The 16115-nt window shown below is 70.0% G+C and carries 16 protein-coding genes, 1 tRNA gene and 1 pseudogene; 11 read left to right on the top strand and 7 right to left on the bottom strand.

All coding sequences use genetic code 11. The features are described from left to right. Position 1: 1 nt before the first annotated feature. Positions 2 to 667 carry a DUF7504 family protein gene (locus tag NL115_RS08470; RefSeq protein ID WP_254832745.1) on the bottom strand — a complete coding sequence of 222 codons (666 nt, stop codon included), beginning with the start codon at positions 665 to 667 and terminating at the stop codon, positions 2 to 4. Between the two features lie 392 nt (positions 668 to 1059). Between NL115_RS08470 and NL115_RS08465 the strand changes: the two genes are divergently transcribed. The 7 genes and pseudogenes from NL115_RS08465 to ncsA form a co-directional block, all read left to right on the top strand. Beyond that, positions 1060 to 1227: a hypothetical protein gene (locus tag NL115_RS08465; protein ID WP_254832744.1), complete on the top strand. Its 168-nt coding sequence runs from the start codon at positions 1060 to 1062 to the stop codon at positions 1225 to 1227. Between the two features lie 123 nt (positions 1228 to 1350). Further along, positions 1351 to 2145, top strand: a complete 795-nt coding sequence (locus tag NL115_RS08460; protein ID WP_254832743.1) for a class I SAM-dependent methyltransferase — start codon at positions 1351 to 1353, stop codon at positions 2143 to 2145. Positions 2146 to 2209: 64 nt separating this feature from the next. Beyond that, on the top strand, positions 2210 to 2794 hold the full coding sequence (locus NL115_RS08455) for an NADPH-dependent FMN reductase (protein ID WP_254832742.1): 585 nt from the start codon (positions 2210 to 2212) through the stop codon (positions 2792 to 2794). A 165-nt stretch (positions 2795 to 2959) separates the two neighbouring features. Then, a complete protein-coding gene (locus NL115_RS08450) occupies positions 2960 to 3856 on the top strand; it encodes a spondin domain-containing protein (protein WP_254832741.1) in 897 nt (298 codons plus the stop codon). A gap of 95 nt (positions 3857 to 3951) precedes the next feature. Beyond that, on the top strand, positions 3952 to 4224 hold the full coding sequence (locus tag NL115_RS08445) for a winged helix-turn-helix domain-containing protein (RefSeq protein ID WP_254832740.1): 273 nt from the start codon (positions 3952 to 3954) through the stop codon (positions 4222 to 4224). 8 nt (positions 4225 to 4232) lie between these two features. Further along, on the top strand, positions 4233 to 4523 hold the full coding sequence (locus NL115_RS08440) for a DUF8036 family membrane protein (protein WP_350355307.1): 291 nt from the start codon (positions 4233 to 4235) through the stop codon (positions 4521 to 4523). 801 nt (positions 4524 to 5324) lie between these two features. Continuing rightward, positions 5325 to 6290 (top strand): annotated as a pseudogene (gene ncsA / locus NL115_RS08435) (tRNA 2-thiolation protein NcsA); the annotation flags it as partial. A gap of 261 nt (positions 6291 to 6551) precedes the next feature. On the opposite strand, the gene NL115_RS08430 reads toward ncsA, so the two are convergent. The 4 genes from NL115_RS08430 to NL115_RS08415 form a co-directional block, all read right to left on the bottom strand. After that, the gene (locus tag NL115_RS08430) at positions 6552 to 7235 is read right to left on the bottom strand and encodes an RAD55 family ATPase (protein WP_254832737.1); all 684 of its coding nucleotides are present in this window, start codon (positions 7233 to 7235) and stop codon (positions 6552 to 6554) included. A 164-nt stretch (positions 7236 to 7399) separates the two neighbouring features. Further along, positions 7400 to 8575 carry a cell division protein FtsZ gene (gene ftsZ, locus NL115_RS08425; protein WP_254832736.1) on the bottom strand — a complete coding sequence of 392 codons (1176 nt, stop codon included), beginning with the start codon at positions 8573 to 8575 and terminating at the stop codon, positions 7400 to 7402. A 3-nt stretch (positions 8576 to 8578) separates the two neighbouring features. After that, positions 8579 to 8755 (bottom strand): transcriptional regulator CdrS, encoded by a 177-nt coding sequence (gene cdrS, locus NL115_RS08420; RefSeq protein ID WP_254824288.1) that lies wholly within the window; start codon positions 8753 to 8755, stop codon positions 8579 to 8581. 358 nt (positions 8756 to 9113) lie between these two features. Then, the gene (locus tag NL115_RS08415) at positions 9114 to 9656 is read right to left on the bottom strand and encodes a double zinc ribbon domain-containing protein (protein ID WP_254832735.1); all 543 of its coding nucleotides are present in this window, start codon (positions 9654 to 9656) and stop codon (positions 9114 to 9116) included. 230 nt (positions 9657 to 9886) lie between these two features. On the opposite strand from NL115_RS08415, the gene NL115_RS08410 reads away from it, so the two are divergent. From NL115_RS08410 to NL115_RS08400, 3 genes are all read left to right on the top strand, one after another. Continuing rightward, a tRNA-Tyr gene (locus tag NL115_RS08410) sits at positions 9887 to 9960 on the top strand. A gap of 518 nt (positions 9961 to 10478) precedes the next feature. Further along, positions 10479 to 10925 carry a hypothetical protein gene (locus NL115_RS08405; RefSeq protein WP_254832734.1) on the top strand — a complete coding sequence of 149 codons (447 nt, stop codon included), beginning with the start codon at positions 10479 to 10481 and terminating at the stop codon, positions 10923 to 10925. Between the two features lie 20 nt (positions 10926 to 10945). Then, positions 10946 to 12130: a tail fiber domain-containing protein gene (locus NL115_RS08400; protein WP_254832733.1), complete on the top strand. Its 1185-nt coding sequence runs from the start codon at positions 10946 to 10948 to the stop codon at positions 12128 to 12130. 124 nt (positions 12131 to 12254) lie between these two features. Here the strand turns inward: NL115_RS08400 and NL115_RS08395 are convergent, their stop codons facing one another. Then, on the bottom strand, positions 12255 to 14300 hold the full coding sequence (locus tag NL115_RS08395; RefSeq protein ID WP_254832732.1) for a bacterio-opsin activator domain-containing protein: 2046 nt from the start codon (positions 14298 to 14300) through the stop codon (positions 12255 to 12257). Between the two features lie 106 nt (positions 14301 to 14406). After that, a complete protein-coding gene (locus NL115_RS08390) occupies positions 14407 to 15198 on the bottom strand; it encodes an alpha/beta fold hydrolase (protein WP_254832731.1) in 792 nt (263 codons plus the stop codon). A 137-nt stretch (positions 15199 to 15335) separates the two neighbouring features. Between NL115_RS08390 and NL115_RS08385 the strand changes: the two genes are divergently transcribed. Further along, the gene (locus NL115_RS08385) at positions 15336 to 16022 is read left to right on the top strand and encodes a helix-turn-helix domain-containing protein (protein WP_254832730.1); all 687 of its coding nucleotides are present in this window, start codon (positions 15336 to 15338) and stop codon (positions 16020 to 16022) included. The last annotated feature ends 93 nt before the right edge of the window (positions 16023 to 16115 follow it).

Here is a 16115-nt window from a genome sequence, read left to right as displayed (position 1 = left end):
GTCACTCGGTCAGCGGGAGCCAGTCCGACCGGATACCCGCTTCGTGGATATGCCAGCGCTGCTCCGGGTGGTCGTCGGCGAGGCGGAGTTCGACGGTCGTGTCGACCAGGGCCGCCATCGTCCCGGTCAGTTCGCTGTCCGCCGCGAGCGGCAGGTGGAGATGGCAGGTGCCACCGAGCCGCCGGACCCGGCTGGTGACGAGATGGAGGAAGCGGAAGGCCTGCTCCTCGCCGCTCGTCTCGACCAGTGGCAGGACCGACTCCACACAGACGCGGGGGGCCCGGTCCGCCGTGGTGTCGAGCGCCGCGAGTTCGGCCTCGAACGCCGCCCCGGCCGACGACAGCGTCGGGACCACCGTGAGGGCACTACTGCTCGCCCCGCCCGCGACGGCACCGGCGCCGCCGGCCGGCGCATCGGTGGCCGCGGCGCCCCTGGAGGTCACGTCGAGTTCGAGCACCCGGTCGCCGTCCGTGGGGTCACTCGCCGACTCCGCGCCGGTACCGACCCGGACGAACAGCCGTTCGTCGTCAGCCGGTCCGAGCAGCTCGTCACACGTCTGTCGGTGGACCCGGTCCGGGACGGCCCCGGCGACCAGAAACGCGCTGCCGGACCGCCGTAACTCCGTGAGTGCCGCCTCGAACTCGTCACCCCGCCCCTCTGGACCCATGGTTGGTCATCCTTTCAGGTACGGGAAAATAAGGGTTGGCTACGATTCTCGGAGCCTGCAACAACCGACGGGTGAACGCCGGGCGCGGGATGGCGACCCACGCGGCGAGGCCGGCCCGGGCTGACGTTCGCCGTCCGTCCAGCCGCGTTCAGGCGCGGCCCTGGATAATTCCTCACGGTCCATCATTCCGAAACGTTCGTCCAGAAGTTTCCTCGAGATACCGGATGCCGCTCGATTTACGTCGGAGAAGGCCCCATCATCCCGACGAACGTCCGCATCCTCGACACCCACGAGCGCCGGTCGATGCAATAGTTGCCGGAATTGGCAGGAAAGAACATGAAGGTTTATACCCGATGGACATCCATGATGAATCGAGGACAGCACGCCTGTCCATGCAAACGACCATGACGGACCGCCCAACCCACGAGATCGAACCGATGGTTCCGGAGATGCCCCGACAGTCCACCGAGGACGAGACGCCCACGATTGCACAGGACGGGGGCCGTGTACTCTCCCGTGACGAGGAGGCCGGCGCGCCCCTCGTCCCGAAGCTCTCCTGAGCGGTCCGTCCGCTCTGCCGCACCGTTCTTCCGACCACCCAACCCGATAGCGTCGGCCACCCGCAGCCGACCGCCGACGGTGCCCCGTGTTGCTTTTCCCGCCACCCCACCTCACCGTGAGTGATGCGACGGTTCGGCGCCGACTACCTGACCGAAACCCGACGAGGGATGTGGGAGGACTCGCGCGAGGCACTCGCCGACCTCCGCCTGCGCGACGCCGACGGCGTCCTCGACGTCGGCTGTGGCACCGGCGAACTCACCGCAGTCCTCCGCGAGGAGTGCCCCGGTCGCGTGGTCGGGCTGGACCGCGACCCTGACCTGCTGGCCCACGCCCGACGCGACGGGCCGGTCGTCCGCGGTGACGCCCGGTCGCTCCCGTTCCCCGACGACGCGTTCGACGTGGTCGTCTGCCAGGCGCTGCTGGTGAACCTGCCCGACCCGACCGGCGTGGTGCGCGAGTTCGCCCGCGTCGCCCGCGAGCGCGTGGCCGCCATCGAACCGGACAACGCCGCCGTCACGGTCGAGTCGAGCGTCGACGCCGAGGCCGCGCTCGCTCGCCGCGCCCGCGAGCGCTACCTGGAGGGGGCGGCGACGGACGTGGCGCTGGGCGCGAACGCGCGCGAGACGTTCGAGACGGCCGGCCTCGGCGACGTGCGGAGCCGGCGCTACGACCACGAGCGGGTCGTCGAGCCGCCGTACGCCGACCGCGAGGTCGAGGCCGCGACCAGGAAGGCCAGCGGCGCCGACCTCCGCGAGCGCCGGGCGACGATGGCCGGCAGCGAGGAGGACCTCGACGCGCTCCGGGAGTCCTGGCGCGACATGGGACGGGAGGTCGTCCGGCAGGTCCGCGACGAGGCGTACGAACGGCGCGAGGTCGTCCCGTTCCACGTGGTCGTCGGGTCGGTCGACGACACCTGACAGTTACGAAACAGGAATGGATTCCAGCGAGGAGCTTTGCGCACGGCATCGCTACGCCGGGGCGATGTCCCCCACGCCCGAACCACACGTCGTCGCCCTGTGTGGGAGCCTCCGAGACGCGAGCCGGACGCGCATCGTGCTGGCCGAGGCCCTCGACGCCGCCCGTGCCGCCGGTGGTGCGACCGAGCTCGTGGACCTCCGCAACCACGACCTCCCGCGTCTGGACCCCGATGCCCCGACGCCGTCGGACGCCGCCGCCGCCCTCGGCGAGACCGTCGCGGGCGCCGACGCGGTACTCCTGGGCACACCCAACTACCACGGCTCCGACACGGGAGCGCTGAAGGACGCACTCGACCACCTCGGTCGTGACGAGTTCGGCGGCGCCACTGTCGGCCTCGTCGAGGTCGCCGCCGGCTCGCACCCCGGGCCGGCGCTGGCTCACCTCCGCGCGGTCTGCCGGACGCTGAACGCGTGGACGGTGCCGCTCGAGGTGGCGGTTCCGGACTCGCACTCGCTCGTCCGCGAGGACGGCATCGCGGACGACGACCTGACCGACCGGGTCCGCCGTCTCGGAGCGGAGCTGGTCCGGTACGCCGGTGTCGAGCGCTACCCCGAACTGGCCGGGCCGCCCGGCGCCGCGGGCGACTGACCCGCGAGCCCCCGGCCGGGCCGCCGACGAACTCTAGACGAATCCACGAGGAATCCACACCGGAGCCGGCACGGACCCCGGACGGACTCCGGTACCTCTCTGAAAAATCATCTTTTACCCGTCGCGCCACCGGCAGGGTGTGCGGAGACCCGCACGGAGCCATCAATGACCGACAACGACGGCGGCAACGACGGACGCGGCGACAGTGGAATCGGAACCTCGCGGCGCACCTTCCTGCTCGGGGCCGGAGCGGTCGGCACGAGCGCGCTGGCAGTCGGGGCGGGCGGGAGCGTGCTGGCGGACACCCGGTTCAGCGTCCAGCCCCGGGAGGCGCTACGCGTGCGCATCGAGAACGTCTCGACGGGGACGACGCTGGCAACGACGGCCGACGGCGAGGCGGCCGAACAGCCGGTACCGCTCTCCCCCGGCGCGTTCGCGGTCCATTCCCCGGACGAGCCGCTCTTCGCGCACGGCGCCCCCGAGCGCGGCAACGGGCTGGAGGAGATCGCCGAGGACGGGATGCCCGGCCGGCTGGTCGAGTCCCTGAGCGGTCGCGACAGCGTGACGCAGGCGGGCGCGTTCACGACACCCGTCGGTGCCGACGGCCCGGGGCCGCTGCTCCCCGGCGACGCCTACGAGTTCGAGGTCGATGTCGCTCGCGGCGGGCCGGACAACTACCTCTCGGCGGTTACGATGTTCGTCCCCTCGAACGACGCCTTCTACGCGCTCGGTGGCGCCTCGGGGCTGAAGCTGGTCGACGGCGACGAGCTGGTGACGGGCGACGTGACCGACCACGTCTCGTTCTGGGACGCCGGCACGGAGGTCAATCAGGAGCCCGGCGTCGGCCCCCACCAGGTCCAGCGCCAGCGCGGGGCCGGCGTCGGCGACGTCGAACGCGAGGTCGTCGCGCCCATGCGCGAGGTGAACGGCTACGACTACCCCGCCATCGCCGATGTCGTCCGCGTGACCGTCGAGCGGGTGGAGGGTGACGGCGAGTCGATGGGCGAGGGGGAGGGTGAATCGATGGACGGCGGGAACAGTGACGGGATGAACGACAACTGAGACGGCCGTCGGCCGGGGGCCCTGGGCAGACAGGCACTGCTCCGACCGGAAGCCTGTAGACGTCCCCCTGTGAGGCACCGACGAGGGTCCCCTCGATGGAGAAGGCGCTCTGGTATCTGATCGCCGGCACGCGCGGCGGTGAGAACCGGGCCCGCATCGTCCGGCTCATCGACGAGCGCCCCCGGAACGCCAACCAGCTGGCCGACGAGCTCGGGGTGGACTACAACACCGTCCGGCACCACCTCGACAAGCTCGCCGAGCACGACGTCGTGGAGACCGGCGGCGACGAGTACGGCAAGCTCTACTTCCTCACCGACCGCTTCGAGCACAACCGCGAGACCTTCGAGGAGATCACGAAACACCTGTGACAATGGCGATGACCACCACGCTCGCACTGGCGACCGCCCTGGCGGTCCTCAACAGCCTCGCGCTCGGGGGCCTGCTCGTCGTCTGGCTCCGCAACTACCGCACCTTCCGGACACCGATGACGCTCGGCCTGGTCGCGTTCGCCGCCGTCCTGCTCGTCGAGAACCTCGTCGCCATCTACTTCTTCTTCTCCATGCAGTCGCTGTTCGCGATGTCCACGACCGCCGAGACCGCGGTGCTGGCGATGCGGGGACTGCAGTCGGTGGCGCTAGCCTTCCTGACGTACGTCACGATGCAGTAGCTAGGGTGCGAATTTTACTCCAGATATTATCGAATTATTCCCGAACTAACCAACACATTACTTGATTAGACCACCTAATCCTGGTATACTATCGCAGACTACACCTACGAAGCCCTCGCGCGCTCCGGGACCCTGACTCGCTGCGCGCCTCGCTCCCTTCGGTCGCTGCGGTGCTTACGTCGTCAGGTGACCCGGAGCCCGCTCGCCCTTCGATTCCACCAGGGACTGAACGCGGCACGGGCGCTGTGGCCCTGCCCTTCCCCAGGTCGCGCGGGTTCCCGGGCGAGCCGCGAACCACGCGCTCCCGGCCCGTAGTCTGGTCGGCCGGCCAGTTCCGCGAACAGGAAGCGCGCCGGCGCCACCCGCGTCGAACCGCGAGCAGGGCGGGACTCCGTCCCGCTTGCAGTCGGGCGTAGCCCGACGACGCAGCGAGCGTGTTCGGCGTTCCCCGGCGCTGGCGCGGGGAGGGGTGGGGTCACCCTGCTCGCCTGGAACCACCATGTTCGTCGCTCGACCCGAAACAGTCCCCCCTGGTGGAATCGAAGGGCGAGCGCTCTCGACCCGGCCCCGGCGACGCAAGCACCGCAGGCCGAGCGAAGCGAGGCCGAGGAGCGCAGCGAGCCGCGGACGCTCGCGCGAGCGGAGCGAGCGAGAGGTCGTCAGAGCTTGCTCTGACGGAAGTCGAGAGCGCGAGGGCTTCGTAAGGGCCTCCGCTGTCGCCGTATCGGAATCTCCGACCAGCCTCGCCCAGCACGTCCCGGAGCGAAACCCACAACCGCCCACACACCAACCCCAGACCAGATGCAGTGCGACAAGTGTCCAGCGGACGCGGTCACGCACCTCGCGTACTCGGGGCTCCACCTCTGCGGCGAGCACTTCCGGCGCTCCGTGGAGTCCCGCGTGCGCTCGCGGGTCCGCGAGGACAGCCTCGTCCCGTCGGACGCAACACCCGAGGACCCGGCGACGTGGCTCGTCGGCCTCTCGGGCGGGAAGGACAGCGTCGTCCTGACGAGCATCCTCCACGAGACGTTCCGCGAGGACCCTCGCATCGAACTCGTCGCGCTCACCATCCACGAGGGCATCGAGGGGTACCGGGACGCCTCGCTCGACGCCTGTCTCGAGCTGGCCGAGGAGCTCGACATCGACCACGAGGTCGTCAGCTACGCCGAGGAGTTCGGTCTCGAGATGGACGACGTGGCCGACGACGACCCCGAGGGGATGGCCCCCTGTGCGTACTGTGGCGTCTTCCGCCGGGACCTGCTCTCGGAGTACGCCGCCGACCTCGAGGCCGACCTGCTGCTGACGGGCCACAACCTCGACGACGAGGCCCAGACCGCGCTGATGAACCTGTTCTCGGGCGACGTGACGAAGATGGCACGCCACTGGGAGGCCTCGCTCGGGCCGCTCGACGAGCGAGACTCGGCGGACGCCGCGGACGGCGGGCCGTTCGTCCCGCGCGCCAAACCCCTGCGCGACGTCCCCGAGAAGGAGGTCGCGCTGTACGCCCACCTCCGGGACCTCCCCGTGCACATGGCCGAGTGCCCGCACGCGAGCGAGGCCTACCGCGGCGAGATACAGGAGCACCTGCTCGCGCTGGAGGAGGACCACCCCGGGACGCGCCACTCGGTGATGTCGGGGTACGAGGAACTGGCGCGGCTCGCGGCCGCGGCACGGGACCGCGGCGCGGAGCGAACCGGCGAGTGCGAGCGGTGTGGCGCGCCGACCACGCGCGCGGTCTGCCGGAAGTGTGCGCTCGTCGAGTCCGTCCACGACGCGGGCGCCGGACTCGACGGGCACGACTCCGAGGAGCTCCCGGAGGGGAACCACGACGCGGGCGCGGACGTGGACGCGGACTGAAGCGGGCGCCGACCGAAGCGGGCGCCGACCGAAGCGGGCGCCGACCGGACGAGCACGACGCGGACGCCGCCGGAACAGACATCCCACCGGGTCAGATATCCTCGAGTCGCTCGCGCCGGGGGCGGCTCCGTACCTGTTCGGTGTTTGAAGACGGTACGGCCGACGGCCCCGTCAGGGCAGGGCGGCCGGCTGCCACCCCGCCCCGCCGTCGAAGCCGCGCAACCGGAGTTCGTACGGCCGACCGTGCGACGCCTCGCCGGGCGCCTGCCGGAGGTCGATGCTCCCGTCGAACGCCCGAGCGATCATGTTCACCGTCCGGTCGTCGTGCGCGTCGGTATCCAGCGTGTGGACGGAGAGACACCCCAGGCTGGCCAGTCGGGTCGCGAGCACGTGGCAGAACTTGAAGACGTCCTCCGGCGAGCGGTAGGCGAGCAGGGTCGACAGCGAATCGAGCCCCAACCGGTAGCCGTCGCCGCGGACGGACAGCGACTCCAGCGCCCGCGTGATGCCGATACCGACCCCCGTCAGGTCGTTCGGAGAGGGGACGTGCTGGACGCGTCCGGGGCCCGAGAGCCCCTCGCCGGACGACTGCCCGGTGCAGTCGACCAGCCCGAACCGGGACCCATCGACATCGACGAACTCGGCGAACCGGTCCTCGATGGCGTCGGCGTGGTCCTCGGTGGAAACCATCGTGACGCCCTCCCCCGCCGCGTGGCCGGGGGCGAGGATGGCCGCGACCAGCCGCTCCTTCCGAGTCATCACCGGGCCCGCGACGAGGAGGCTGGTCCCCGGCGCCACGCGCCGGTCGAGCGGAGCGAGGCCCCCGGTCCGCTCCGGGTCCACCAGCCTGTACATTCGTCCCGGACAAGGGGCAGGAAGCGCTTAACGCCTCGGATGGCGGTGTCCGACGTTGAGCGGACACCTGTCAGACAAGTCTACAGACACTGAATCCGGAAAAATAGCTTAGCAGCTGCTCCAGCCCGTGTATGCACCCGAAAGAAAACTGACAGTATCCGTATCTATCGGATAACGTCCAGACCGTTGTTCTTCTCGCCCTCGACCTCGGGCTTGCCGCCGTCGGTCTCGCCGACGCCGAAGGTGTCCGTGCCGGTGGACTCCTGGACCGCATCGCCCTCGATGGCCGCGCGGGAGGCGTCGGCCTGCTTCTGGGTCGTCGGACCGAGCACCTGGGCCGACTGGACGCCGGTCATGATGGCCATGACCCGCACCTTGCCCTTGTACTCGTCCTGGATGCGCGCGCCCCAGATGACGTTCGCCGAGGCCTCGAGGCGCTCGGTGATGCGCTGGGCGATGCCCTCGGCCTCTTTGAGGGTGAGGTCGGGACCGCCCGTGATGTGGACGAGTCCGCCGGAGGCGCCACGGTAGTCGACATCGAGGAGCGGGTGCTCCATCGCGTCGTTGACGACCTCCTCGGTCTTGTTCTTGTCCTGGGTCTCGCCGACCAGCATCACCGCCACACCACCCTGGTTCATGATCGATGTCATGTCCGCGTAGTCCAGGTTGATGAGGCTCGGCTGGGTGATGGTCTCGGAGATGCCCTTGACGGTCTCGGCGATGATCTGGTCCATCACGGAGAACGCCTTGCCGATGGGCAGGTTGGGCACGTAATCGAGCAGGCGGTTGTTGTCCAGCACGATGATGGAGTCGGCCTCGTTGCGCAGCTTCTCGAGACCCTCCTCGGCCTTCACCGTGCGGGCGCGCTCGACGTTGAACGGCGTCGACACCATGCCGACGACGATGGCGCCCTGCTCCTTGGCGATCTTCGAGACGACCGGCGCGGCGCCGGTGCCCGTCCCGCCACCCATGCCGGCGGTGACGAAGACGAGGTCGGCGTCGCCGATGACCTCCTTGACGGTTCCCTGGGCCATCTCGGTGGCGCGCTCGCCCATCGAGGGGTCGCCGCCAGCGCCGAGCCCGTTGGTGAGGCTTTTGCCGACCAGGATCTTCGTGTCGGCCTCGATCATCTGCAGGTGCTGCTTGTCCGTGTTGATGGCGATGGTCTCGGCACCCTCGACGCCGATGTTGTAGAGCCGGTTGACCGTGTTGTTCCCGGCGCCACCAGCTCCGACGATGACGATCCGCGGGTCACCGAAGTCGCTGGCACCGTCGCCGTCGTCCATCTCCCGGGACTCGGCCTCGGCGTTCTCCAGAGCGGAGTTGACGATGTCCTGCATCGTCTACACCTTGGCCCAGCCGCGCCGGTCGCTGGCCCGGTCGGTATCCTCGTGTTCGTTCAACATCTCACGAACGGCCGACCGGATCGCCTCGCTCCGGTTGGGGAACTCCCCCGTATCGACCATTCGCTCGACCTCTTCGATCTGCTGCTTCGGAATCCGTAGTGTCACACGCTCCATTGTATTGCTCCCTTGTTGGTCGGTAAGACGGCGTGCGGCACACACCCGCATGCGTCGTACAGCGCGAAACCGCCCGACAGCGGCCGGATGTAATCCGACCACCCGCGCTGTAAGACGACCGTCTTACGCAGAAGTATGCATTGACGGCTATTACTTAAACCTTTCTGCGAGCGTATGACGAACGTCGCACAACCGCGTAAACTCGGTTGAGACGCGCGATTACGGCGTTTACAACGGTTTCGAGGGTCGCCGAACCGTGCCGGACTGGCGGACACGGCCGGCCATCGACGGTCGGTTTACCTCCGGCGGAAGTAGCCATCATCCCGTAACCACCGAATAGAACGTTTTTTCCCGCCGTTTACGGACTGTCCAACACGTCAGCCGCCGTCGTCCGACGGCCGCAGGACGGGCAGAACGCCCAGTCCGAGCGGAGCTCGTCGCCGCACTCGCAGAACACGCGGTGGCTCGCCTTCTCACCACAGTTCGGGCAGTAAACGTGGTCCTGCGTGAGTTTCTCACCACATTGAGCACACGGATTCTCCCCCGACTCGGCCTCGTTTGCGCCCTCTGTGGGCACCGTGTTACGCTCACCACCCTCGGTGGTAGCGCTCGCCCCGGATTCGCCGTCGAGAGAGATGTTTACGTTGATATCCTGGCTCTCGGTGGGCGGCCGGTAGCCCTCCAGCCGGTCCGTGATGATGGCATCGACCCGCTCGGCGACCAGCTCGTCGAGCGTCCCGGCGTCGGCCACCTCGGCGGCGTCGGACGTGTCGGCGGACGTCCCGGCCGGCTCCCCGAGGTACTCGCGGAGCGCCTCGCGCATGACCTCGCTCTTGGAGGCATCGAACTCCTCCAGCTGGGCCACGAGGTCGTCGTCGGCCCGGAACGTTATCTTGCTCACGTTGTCCGACGTTGTGTGTCACGGTACATCAACCTTCGCGTGCGTCAGACGCCCGTCTGCCGGCGCCCGGCCGCGTTCCCGGCTGCAGGGGCCTGTAACCGGTGTGTCGGTGGCTGACGACGGTCGACGACGTGTCGACACACACACGCCTGTCGGACACCGTGTGTCCACGGCCCACGCCCTCACGGGATGATAACGATTAAGTCCGCGACCGGCCCAGTTCCGTGTGCCCGCCCTTAGCTCAGACTGGTAGAGCAGTCGACTGTAGATCGACTTGTCCCCCGTTCAAATCGGGGAGGGCGGACTCCTTCTCCAGTCGAACCGTGGCCGAGTCCGGGAAGCGATACCCAGACCCGACCGACGAGATACCCGACGAGCCACGGCTCCGACCGACGAGCGCAGCGTTCACCGAAATCCGCTCGCGCCCGGCGAGACGGACTCGGCGACGTGCGTGCTGTGGGATGGGGAGTGCGCGCCCTCGGGCGCGGTCGTCAACGAGGCCTGTTCGGTGATGGCCGGAGGGTCCCTGCCGTACAGCCGCACCTGGGACAACACCCTGACCACGCCGCCGGCCCTACGTGCATAGCGTCCGGGTTGAAACCCGGTCCGCATGACTTCGGGATGTGCTTCCTTCGCACGCACGGTTTCGGGGTGACGGGGGCGTGACCGCTCCCGGCAGGGATGGCTGTGGGGGCCACGCCGTCCAGGATATGCTCACTCAGCCGTCGTCCGACCCCCCAAGTGCCAGGAGCCCCTGTCCCCCCCCCTCGTTCCGCACACAGGCAAGGCGCACCGACCGACGATAATCACGACATCCGATACATGGACGACAGACTCGACATCGACCGACGAACGCTGCTGGGGACGGCCTCGCTGCTCGTGACGGCGGCGACGGCCGGCTGTTCCGGCCTCCGCGGGGGCGACGGCGGCGACGGCGGTGGCAACGACACCAGTGACGGCAGTGACGCCGAGTCCACGCCGAGCCCGACGACGTACGGCTACGGCGGGACGGCAACCGCGACGCCGACACCGACGGCGACAGCCAGTCCGACGGCGAAGCCCCGGACGACGACCACCGGGAAGCCGGAGACGGACCGGCCGACCGACACGCCGATGGACACCCAGACAGCGACACCAGCGGACACACCCACCGATACGGCGACGCCGACCGACACATCCCCCCGGACGGCGACACCGACGGGTCGGCCCGAGGGCGACTACGGTGAGCAGACGTACGGCGAGTACGGCTACGGGGGCGTCGCCCCGTGACGCGACGCATCGACTGACACATGCCCGAGACACCCAATCACTCCTACAACATACCCGAGGAGGGCGCGACCGACTGGCACCAGCCGCTGAACGAGAACTTCCGGCAGTACGACACCGACATCGAGATCCGCGACGAGGAAGCGAACCGCTCGAACTACGAGCCGGTCGACGGCGCGAAGTTCCTCGCCACGGATACCGGCGTCGTCTCCATCGGTGACGGGGAGAACTGGCTCCCGGCGCTGGCGCTGGCACGGTATCGGGCGCCGGCACAGAGCAACACCCCCGGTATCGCCTTCGGCTACCAGAACAGCCTCAACGGTGAGGCGTCGACAATCAGCGGCGGCGGAGAGAACAGGGCGGCCGGCGGGGCGACGGTCGCGGGCGGAAGCTTCAATGGTGCCGACGGCAGGAGTTCCGCCATCGGGGGCGGAAGCAGGAACGAGGCCGGCGGGTTCGGCGACGTGGTCTGCGGCGGTGCGAACAACACGACCGACGGGGGGTCCCCACAGCAGGGGGCCAGTAGCATCCAGGAGATCGAGAACGGGTTCGCGACGGTCCCCGGTGGGAAGAGCAACACGGCGAGCGGGCGTTTCAGCTTCGCCGCCGGTCGCCAGGCGGATGCGTCGGAGGACGGGAGCTTCGTCTGGGGCGACGGGACCCGGCGGACGGTCCAGGCGACCCAGGCCAATCAGATGGTGTTCCAGGCGGGCGGCGGCGTCACGATTTTCTCCGCCAGTGACGCCTCGGCGGGCGTCCGGCTCTCCGCGGGCAGTGGCTCGTGGTCCTCGCTGAGCGCCGCCAGCGCCAAGTCGAACGTCCAGACGGTTGACCCGCAGGGCGTGCTCGACGGCGTCGAGTCCCTCGACGTGTCGACCTGGGAGTACGACGCCGAGGCCGACGCCACCCACATGGGCCCGATGGCGGGCGAGTTCCACGACGCCTTCGGCCTCGGCGCCGACGCCGACCGCATCGCGAACGTCGACGCCGACGGGGTCGCACTGGCCGCGATACAGGGCCTCGCCGAGCGCGTCGAGGAGAAGGAGAACCGTATCGAAGAGCAAGACGAGCGCATCGAGAAGCAGGACGAGCGCATCGAGGAACTGGCAACCGAGAACGAGGCGCTTCGCGAGCGGCTGGCGGCGCTCGAACGGCAGGTCGACAGCACCGACGCCGCCGGTGGCGGCGAGAGGTCCACGGCGGACTGACGGCTCCTGCTCCGACCAGCCGTCGACGAGGACGGGACTCCGGACGACGGTGGCCGGCCAGCTATCGTCCGTCCTGCCGCCACCCGCACCGGCGTCCCCGCTGGTGCCTTCGCCTCTCCGCCCGTCAGTCGTCCAGCAGCGCGGCCAGGATGGTCCGCTGGGCCTTCCGGAGGTGCCCGTGGAGCGTCGGCGCGGCGAGGCCGAGCGACGCCGCGACCTCCTCGGCGGTACTCTCGCGCGGCCACGCGAAGTAGCCCGCGCGGTAGGCCGCCTCCAGTGCCTCCCGCTGTCGGCCGGTGAGCGCGTCGAGCAGGCCGCCGGGGCGGCCGACGGTGGTCACCTCGCGGTCGCGCTCCCGGCGTGCGACGAGGGCCAGGTCCGGAAACGTCTCCTGGACGGTCCCGATCAGGTCGCGCACGTCGGCGTCGACCGGCGCCTCGATGACGAGGTCGGCGCCGTCGGGGCCCGCGACGACCGTCCGGACGGTCGCCCCGGCGGCCTCGACCGCGTGCAGCAGCGACGCCTCCCCGGCGAGCAGTTCGACCCGGCCGCCGTCAGCCGCGGTGACCGTCCGGGCGCGTTCGACGCGAGGGTCCGCCCCAGCGGCGGCGGCCACGTCGTCGGGGGGCGCCCCGTCGACCGCGCAGTAGACCACCCACGCCTCGCCCGACGGGACGTACCCCTCCAGCTCCAGTTCACAGTCCGCCTCGGCGGCGACCGGGACGAGCACGCCGCCGTCGACCCGGAACTCCAGTTCGACGACGGCGTCGGCGAACAGGAGTTCACGGCTCCGGGCGGCATGTATCACGGTCCCGACGGTCCGTCCGAGCACGTCGAAGCCGTCGCGCTCGCGGGGCGTGAACGCGCCCTCGCGGGCCGCGTAGACGACGAGTACCCCGTAGACGGTCCCCTCGCTGCGGAGCGGGACGGCGGCCACGGACTCGAAGTCCCGCTCGCGTGCCACCGCCCGGTGCTCGAAATCGGGGGCGACAGCGTCGGCGACCTGTATCTCGCCGGTCCGGAGCGCCGCGCCAACCGGTTCGTCGGACGTCCCCCGCTCGTCCCCGTCGATGGTGTGTGTGACCGAGTCCAGGTAGCCGTCGCCCTCGCCGGCGGTCACGCGGGGGACGACCTGGTCGCCGTCGAGTTCTCGCTCGCCGACCCAGGCGAACCGGTAGCGGTCCGAGGCCACCAGCCGCTCGCAGACCCGCCGCTCGACGCCCCCCTGACTGGCCGTCCCGACCAGTTCCCGAACGGTCGCCAGCAGGACCTCGTTGATGCCGTCGAGAGTGGCCAGTTCGTCGCGCTGGCGCTTCAGCGCCCGCTCGCGCTGCAGCCGGCCGGTGATGTCCCGGCCGATACCGACCCGGTAGCGTGCTCCGGTCTCCGGGTCCGTATAGGTCGACCCGTGGAGCTCGTGGGGGATGGACTCACCCTCCTTCGTCACGAGGTTCACCACGTTGTGTCGGTCCGGTACGTCGACGAACGCCGCCGGGTCCTCGGGCACCTCGTCGGACTCGGCAGGAACCAGGAAGTCCGCCGGGTCGAGCGCCGCCAACTCGGCCTCGCTGTAGCCGAACCGCTCGCGCAGCGCCTCGTTCCAGAAGACCAGTGTTCCGTCCTCGTCGACCACGTACAGCACGTCGTCCAGCGCGTCGACGACGTTCTCGACGAACCGGCGCCCCTCCCAGGGGTCGCTCCAGGGACCGGAGGGGTCGGCGGGTCCGGGCCCGGTGGCCGGCCGGACCCCGCCACCCCCCGGCGGTGACTGCCGCTCGTCGGCCGGGGGGCCGTCGCGGCCGCCGGCTCGTTCCCCGTCCCAGCCGTCGGTCCTCGTCGGGTACGCCTCGACCAGCCACACGAGAGCACCCCGCTCGGTCGTCGACAGCGTCAGGTCGGCCGGCGTCCCGCCGTCGAGGCTGACCTCTCCGGTCCAGTCCGTCCCGTTCCGGGCCGGCGGGACCGCCTCCGTCTCGATGCGGTCCGCCTCCGTCGACGGGAACAGCGACCGCCAGTGCTCGCCGACGAGGGCGTCGGCCTCGATCCCGACCGCCGCCGCCAGCTCCGGGGAGACGTGGACGAACCCCCCGTCTGCGTGGACACCAACCCCACCCGGTACCGCCGCCGCGAGGTCGGCCCATCCGGGCCGGAATCGGCTCGCGTCGTCCATGTTCGGGACAGAAACGGGAAGTGGTAAACTCATTTGGGTCGCTACAGGGACGGCGACAGCGGGCCGACAGTGCCGGTGTACCTGCAGCCGCGAGGGGCGCTGTCGTCTAGCTGCGGAGGAAGGCCTCGACCTCGGCGGCGACCAGGGCCGGGGCCTCCGAGGGGCCGCTGTGGCTGACGCCGTCGAACTCGACGAAGCGGCTGTGCGGGAGCGCGTCGTGAACGGCGCGGGCGCTCTCCCGAAGGAAATCCGGGCCGTCAGTTCCGGACATGACGAGCACGGGCGCCTCGGCCGCGAGTCGGTCGGGAAGCCGGTACTGCTCGACGGCGCGGTTCATCCGGACGACCTCCTCGGCGAGGTCCACACAGCCCGGCCAGACGGGCCACGCCGACAGCCAGGCGTCGAGGTCGTCGATACCGTCCGGATGGAGGACCTGCTCGACGTAGCGTTTCACGGCCTCCTGGCGTTTCCCCTCGTCGAGCAGCGACTGCATCCGGGCCGAGAGGTCCGCCGTCCGGCGGTAGTCCTCGGGGAGTACCGCCGGCTCGTACGCGAGGACGGCGGCGACGTCCGCGTCGGTCGCGGCCTCGACCGCGGTGAGTGCGCCGAACGAGTGCCCGAGGAGAATCGGGTCACCGTCGACCGCGGCGGCCAGTTCGCGAACGTACCGTGCCTCGCGGTCCAGTACCTCGCCAGGGCCGGTCTCCGAGGCATCGTCGAGACACGTGCCGAAGCCCGGGCGCTGGGGGACGACGGCGGCGTACTCGTCGAAGTGGGGGATGGCCGGCATCCAGTAGTCGCGTGGAGCCATCCCACCGTGAAGGAGGAGGAGCGGCTGTCCGTCGCCGTGCCGTTCGTAGACGATGTCGGTACCATCAGGGGAGTGAGTCGACTGCATACACGTTCGTGTCCGGGAGGGACGCGGCTAAGCCGTACTCTCAGTGGTTAGGCCATTGAAGTGGAGCAGGAACCGGGCAACGGGCGTCCCGGGCGGCAGTCCGGTAGCCCCATGGTTCCGGACCGGAACGAACGCGTATGGGGTTCGTCGCGGAGTTCGACATCCACTGCGAGGCGCTCCCACTCACCGACGTCGCGGCGGCCGTGTCCGACGCGACCCTGGTGCTGGAGTTACAGTTCAATCACGGCGCGCGGCCGCTGTTCCTGCTGACCACGCGGGGTGGGAGTCGGCCGGCTATCGAGGCAGCCCTGAGTGACGCGTACGACGTGGAGGAGTGGACGCTGGTCGGCGTGGCCGGCGACACGCGGCGGTACCAGGTCGTCCCGGCGCTCAGCCTGGAGGAACAGCTCGGGGCACACATCGACGACCTGGACGGCCTCGAAGCACTGGCGACGGCCGACGCCATCATCGAACGGATCGAGGCCAGGCCCACGGGCTGGCGGCAGGCCGGCTGGTTCGCCGACCGGGAATCGTTCGGCGCGTTCTCGTCGTTCTGGCAGCGTAACGCGGCCTTCCGGCTGAACCGACTCACCCGGGACGGGGAGCCCGAGCCGCCCGGCGACGGGCTGACCGACCGGCAGCAGGAGGCGCTCCGGACGGCGTACGAACGCGGCTACTTCGACATCCCGCGGGGCGCGTCGCTCGAGGCGGTCGCGGCCGAACTCGACATCACCGCGGCCTCGCTCTCGGAGCGGTTGCGTCGCGCACAGACCCAGCTCATCGAGGAGACGCTGGCGACGACGTGGCCGCCCCTCCCAGACTGACCGGGGCCATCCGACCGGACCGAGCGGCCGTCGGCCCGGTGTCGGATTCGAATCGGCGTAATCTTCTTCCTGTCGCACGTGGGACTCCCGGGC

The sequence above is a fragment of the Haloglomus salinum genome, assembly GCF_024298825.1.
Lineage (GTDB): Archaea > Halobacteriota > Halobacteria > Halobacteriales > Haloarculaceae > Haloglomus > Haloglomus salinum.
Note: the sequence above shows the minus strand (reverse complement) of the source record. Positions and strands in the feature narration are given on the sequence as shown.

Excerpts from the sequence above, each read along its gene's own strand:
- NL115_RS08470 (WP_254832745.1), bottom strand. The coding sequence starts at position 667 with ATGGGTCCAGAGGGGCGGGGTGACGAGTTCGAGGCGGCACTCACGGAG.
- NL115_RS08465 (WP_254832744.1), top strand. The coding sequence starts at position 1,060 with ATGCAAACGACCATGACGGACCGCCCAACCCACGAGATCGAACCGATG.
- NL115_RS08460 (WP_254832743.1), top strand. The coding sequence starts at position 1,351 with ATGCGACGGTTCGGCGCCGACTACCTGACCGAAACCCGACGAGGGATG.
- NL115_RS08455 (WP_254832742.1), top strand. The coding sequence starts at position 2,210 with ATGTCCCCCACGCCCGAACCACACGTCGTCGCCCTGTGTGGGAGCCTC.
- NL115_RS08450 (WP_254832741.1), top strand. The coding sequence starts at position 2,960 with ATGACCGACAACGACGGCGGCAACGACGGACGCGGCGACAGTGGAATC.
- NL115_RS08445 (WP_254832740.1), top strand. The coding sequence starts at position 3,952 with ATGGAGAAGGCGCTCTGGTATCTGATCGCCGGCACGCGCGGCGGTGAG.
- NL115_RS08440 (WP_350355307.1), top strand. The coding sequence starts at position 4,233 with ATGACCACCACGCTCGCACTGGCGACCGCCCTGGCGGTCCTCAACAGC.
- NL115_RS08430 (WP_254832737.1), bottom strand. The coding sequence starts at position 7,235 with ATGTACAGGCTGGTGGACCCGGAGCGGACCGGGGGCCTCGCTCCGCTC.
- ftsZ (WP_254832736.1), bottom strand. The coding sequence starts at position 8,575 with ATGCAGGACATCGTCAACTCCGCTCTGGAGAACGCCGAGGCCGAGTCC.
- cdrS (WP_254824288.1), bottom strand. The coding sequence starts at position 8,755 with ATGGAGCGTGTGACACTACGGATTCCGAAGCAGCAGATCGAAGAGGTC.
- NL115_RS08405 (WP_254832734.1), top strand. The coding sequence starts at position 10,479 with ATGGACGACAGACTCGACATCGACCGACGAACGCTGCTGGGGACGGCC.
- NL115_RS08400 (WP_254832733.1), top strand. The coding sequence starts at position 10,946 with ATGCCCGAGACACCCAATCACTCCTACAACATACCCGAGGAGGGCGCG.
- NL115_RS08395 (WP_254832732.1), bottom strand. The coding sequence starts at position 14,300 with ATGGACGACGCGAGCCGATTCCGGCCCGGATGGGCCGACCTCGCGGCG.
- NL115_RS08390 (WP_254832731.1), bottom strand. The coding sequence starts at position 15,198 with ATGCAGTCGACTCACTCCCCTGATGGTACCGACATCGTCTACGAACGG.
- NL115_RS08385 (WP_254832730.1), top strand. The coding sequence starts at position 15,336 with ATGGGGTTCGTCGCGGAGTTCGACATCCACTGCGAGGCGCTCCCACTC.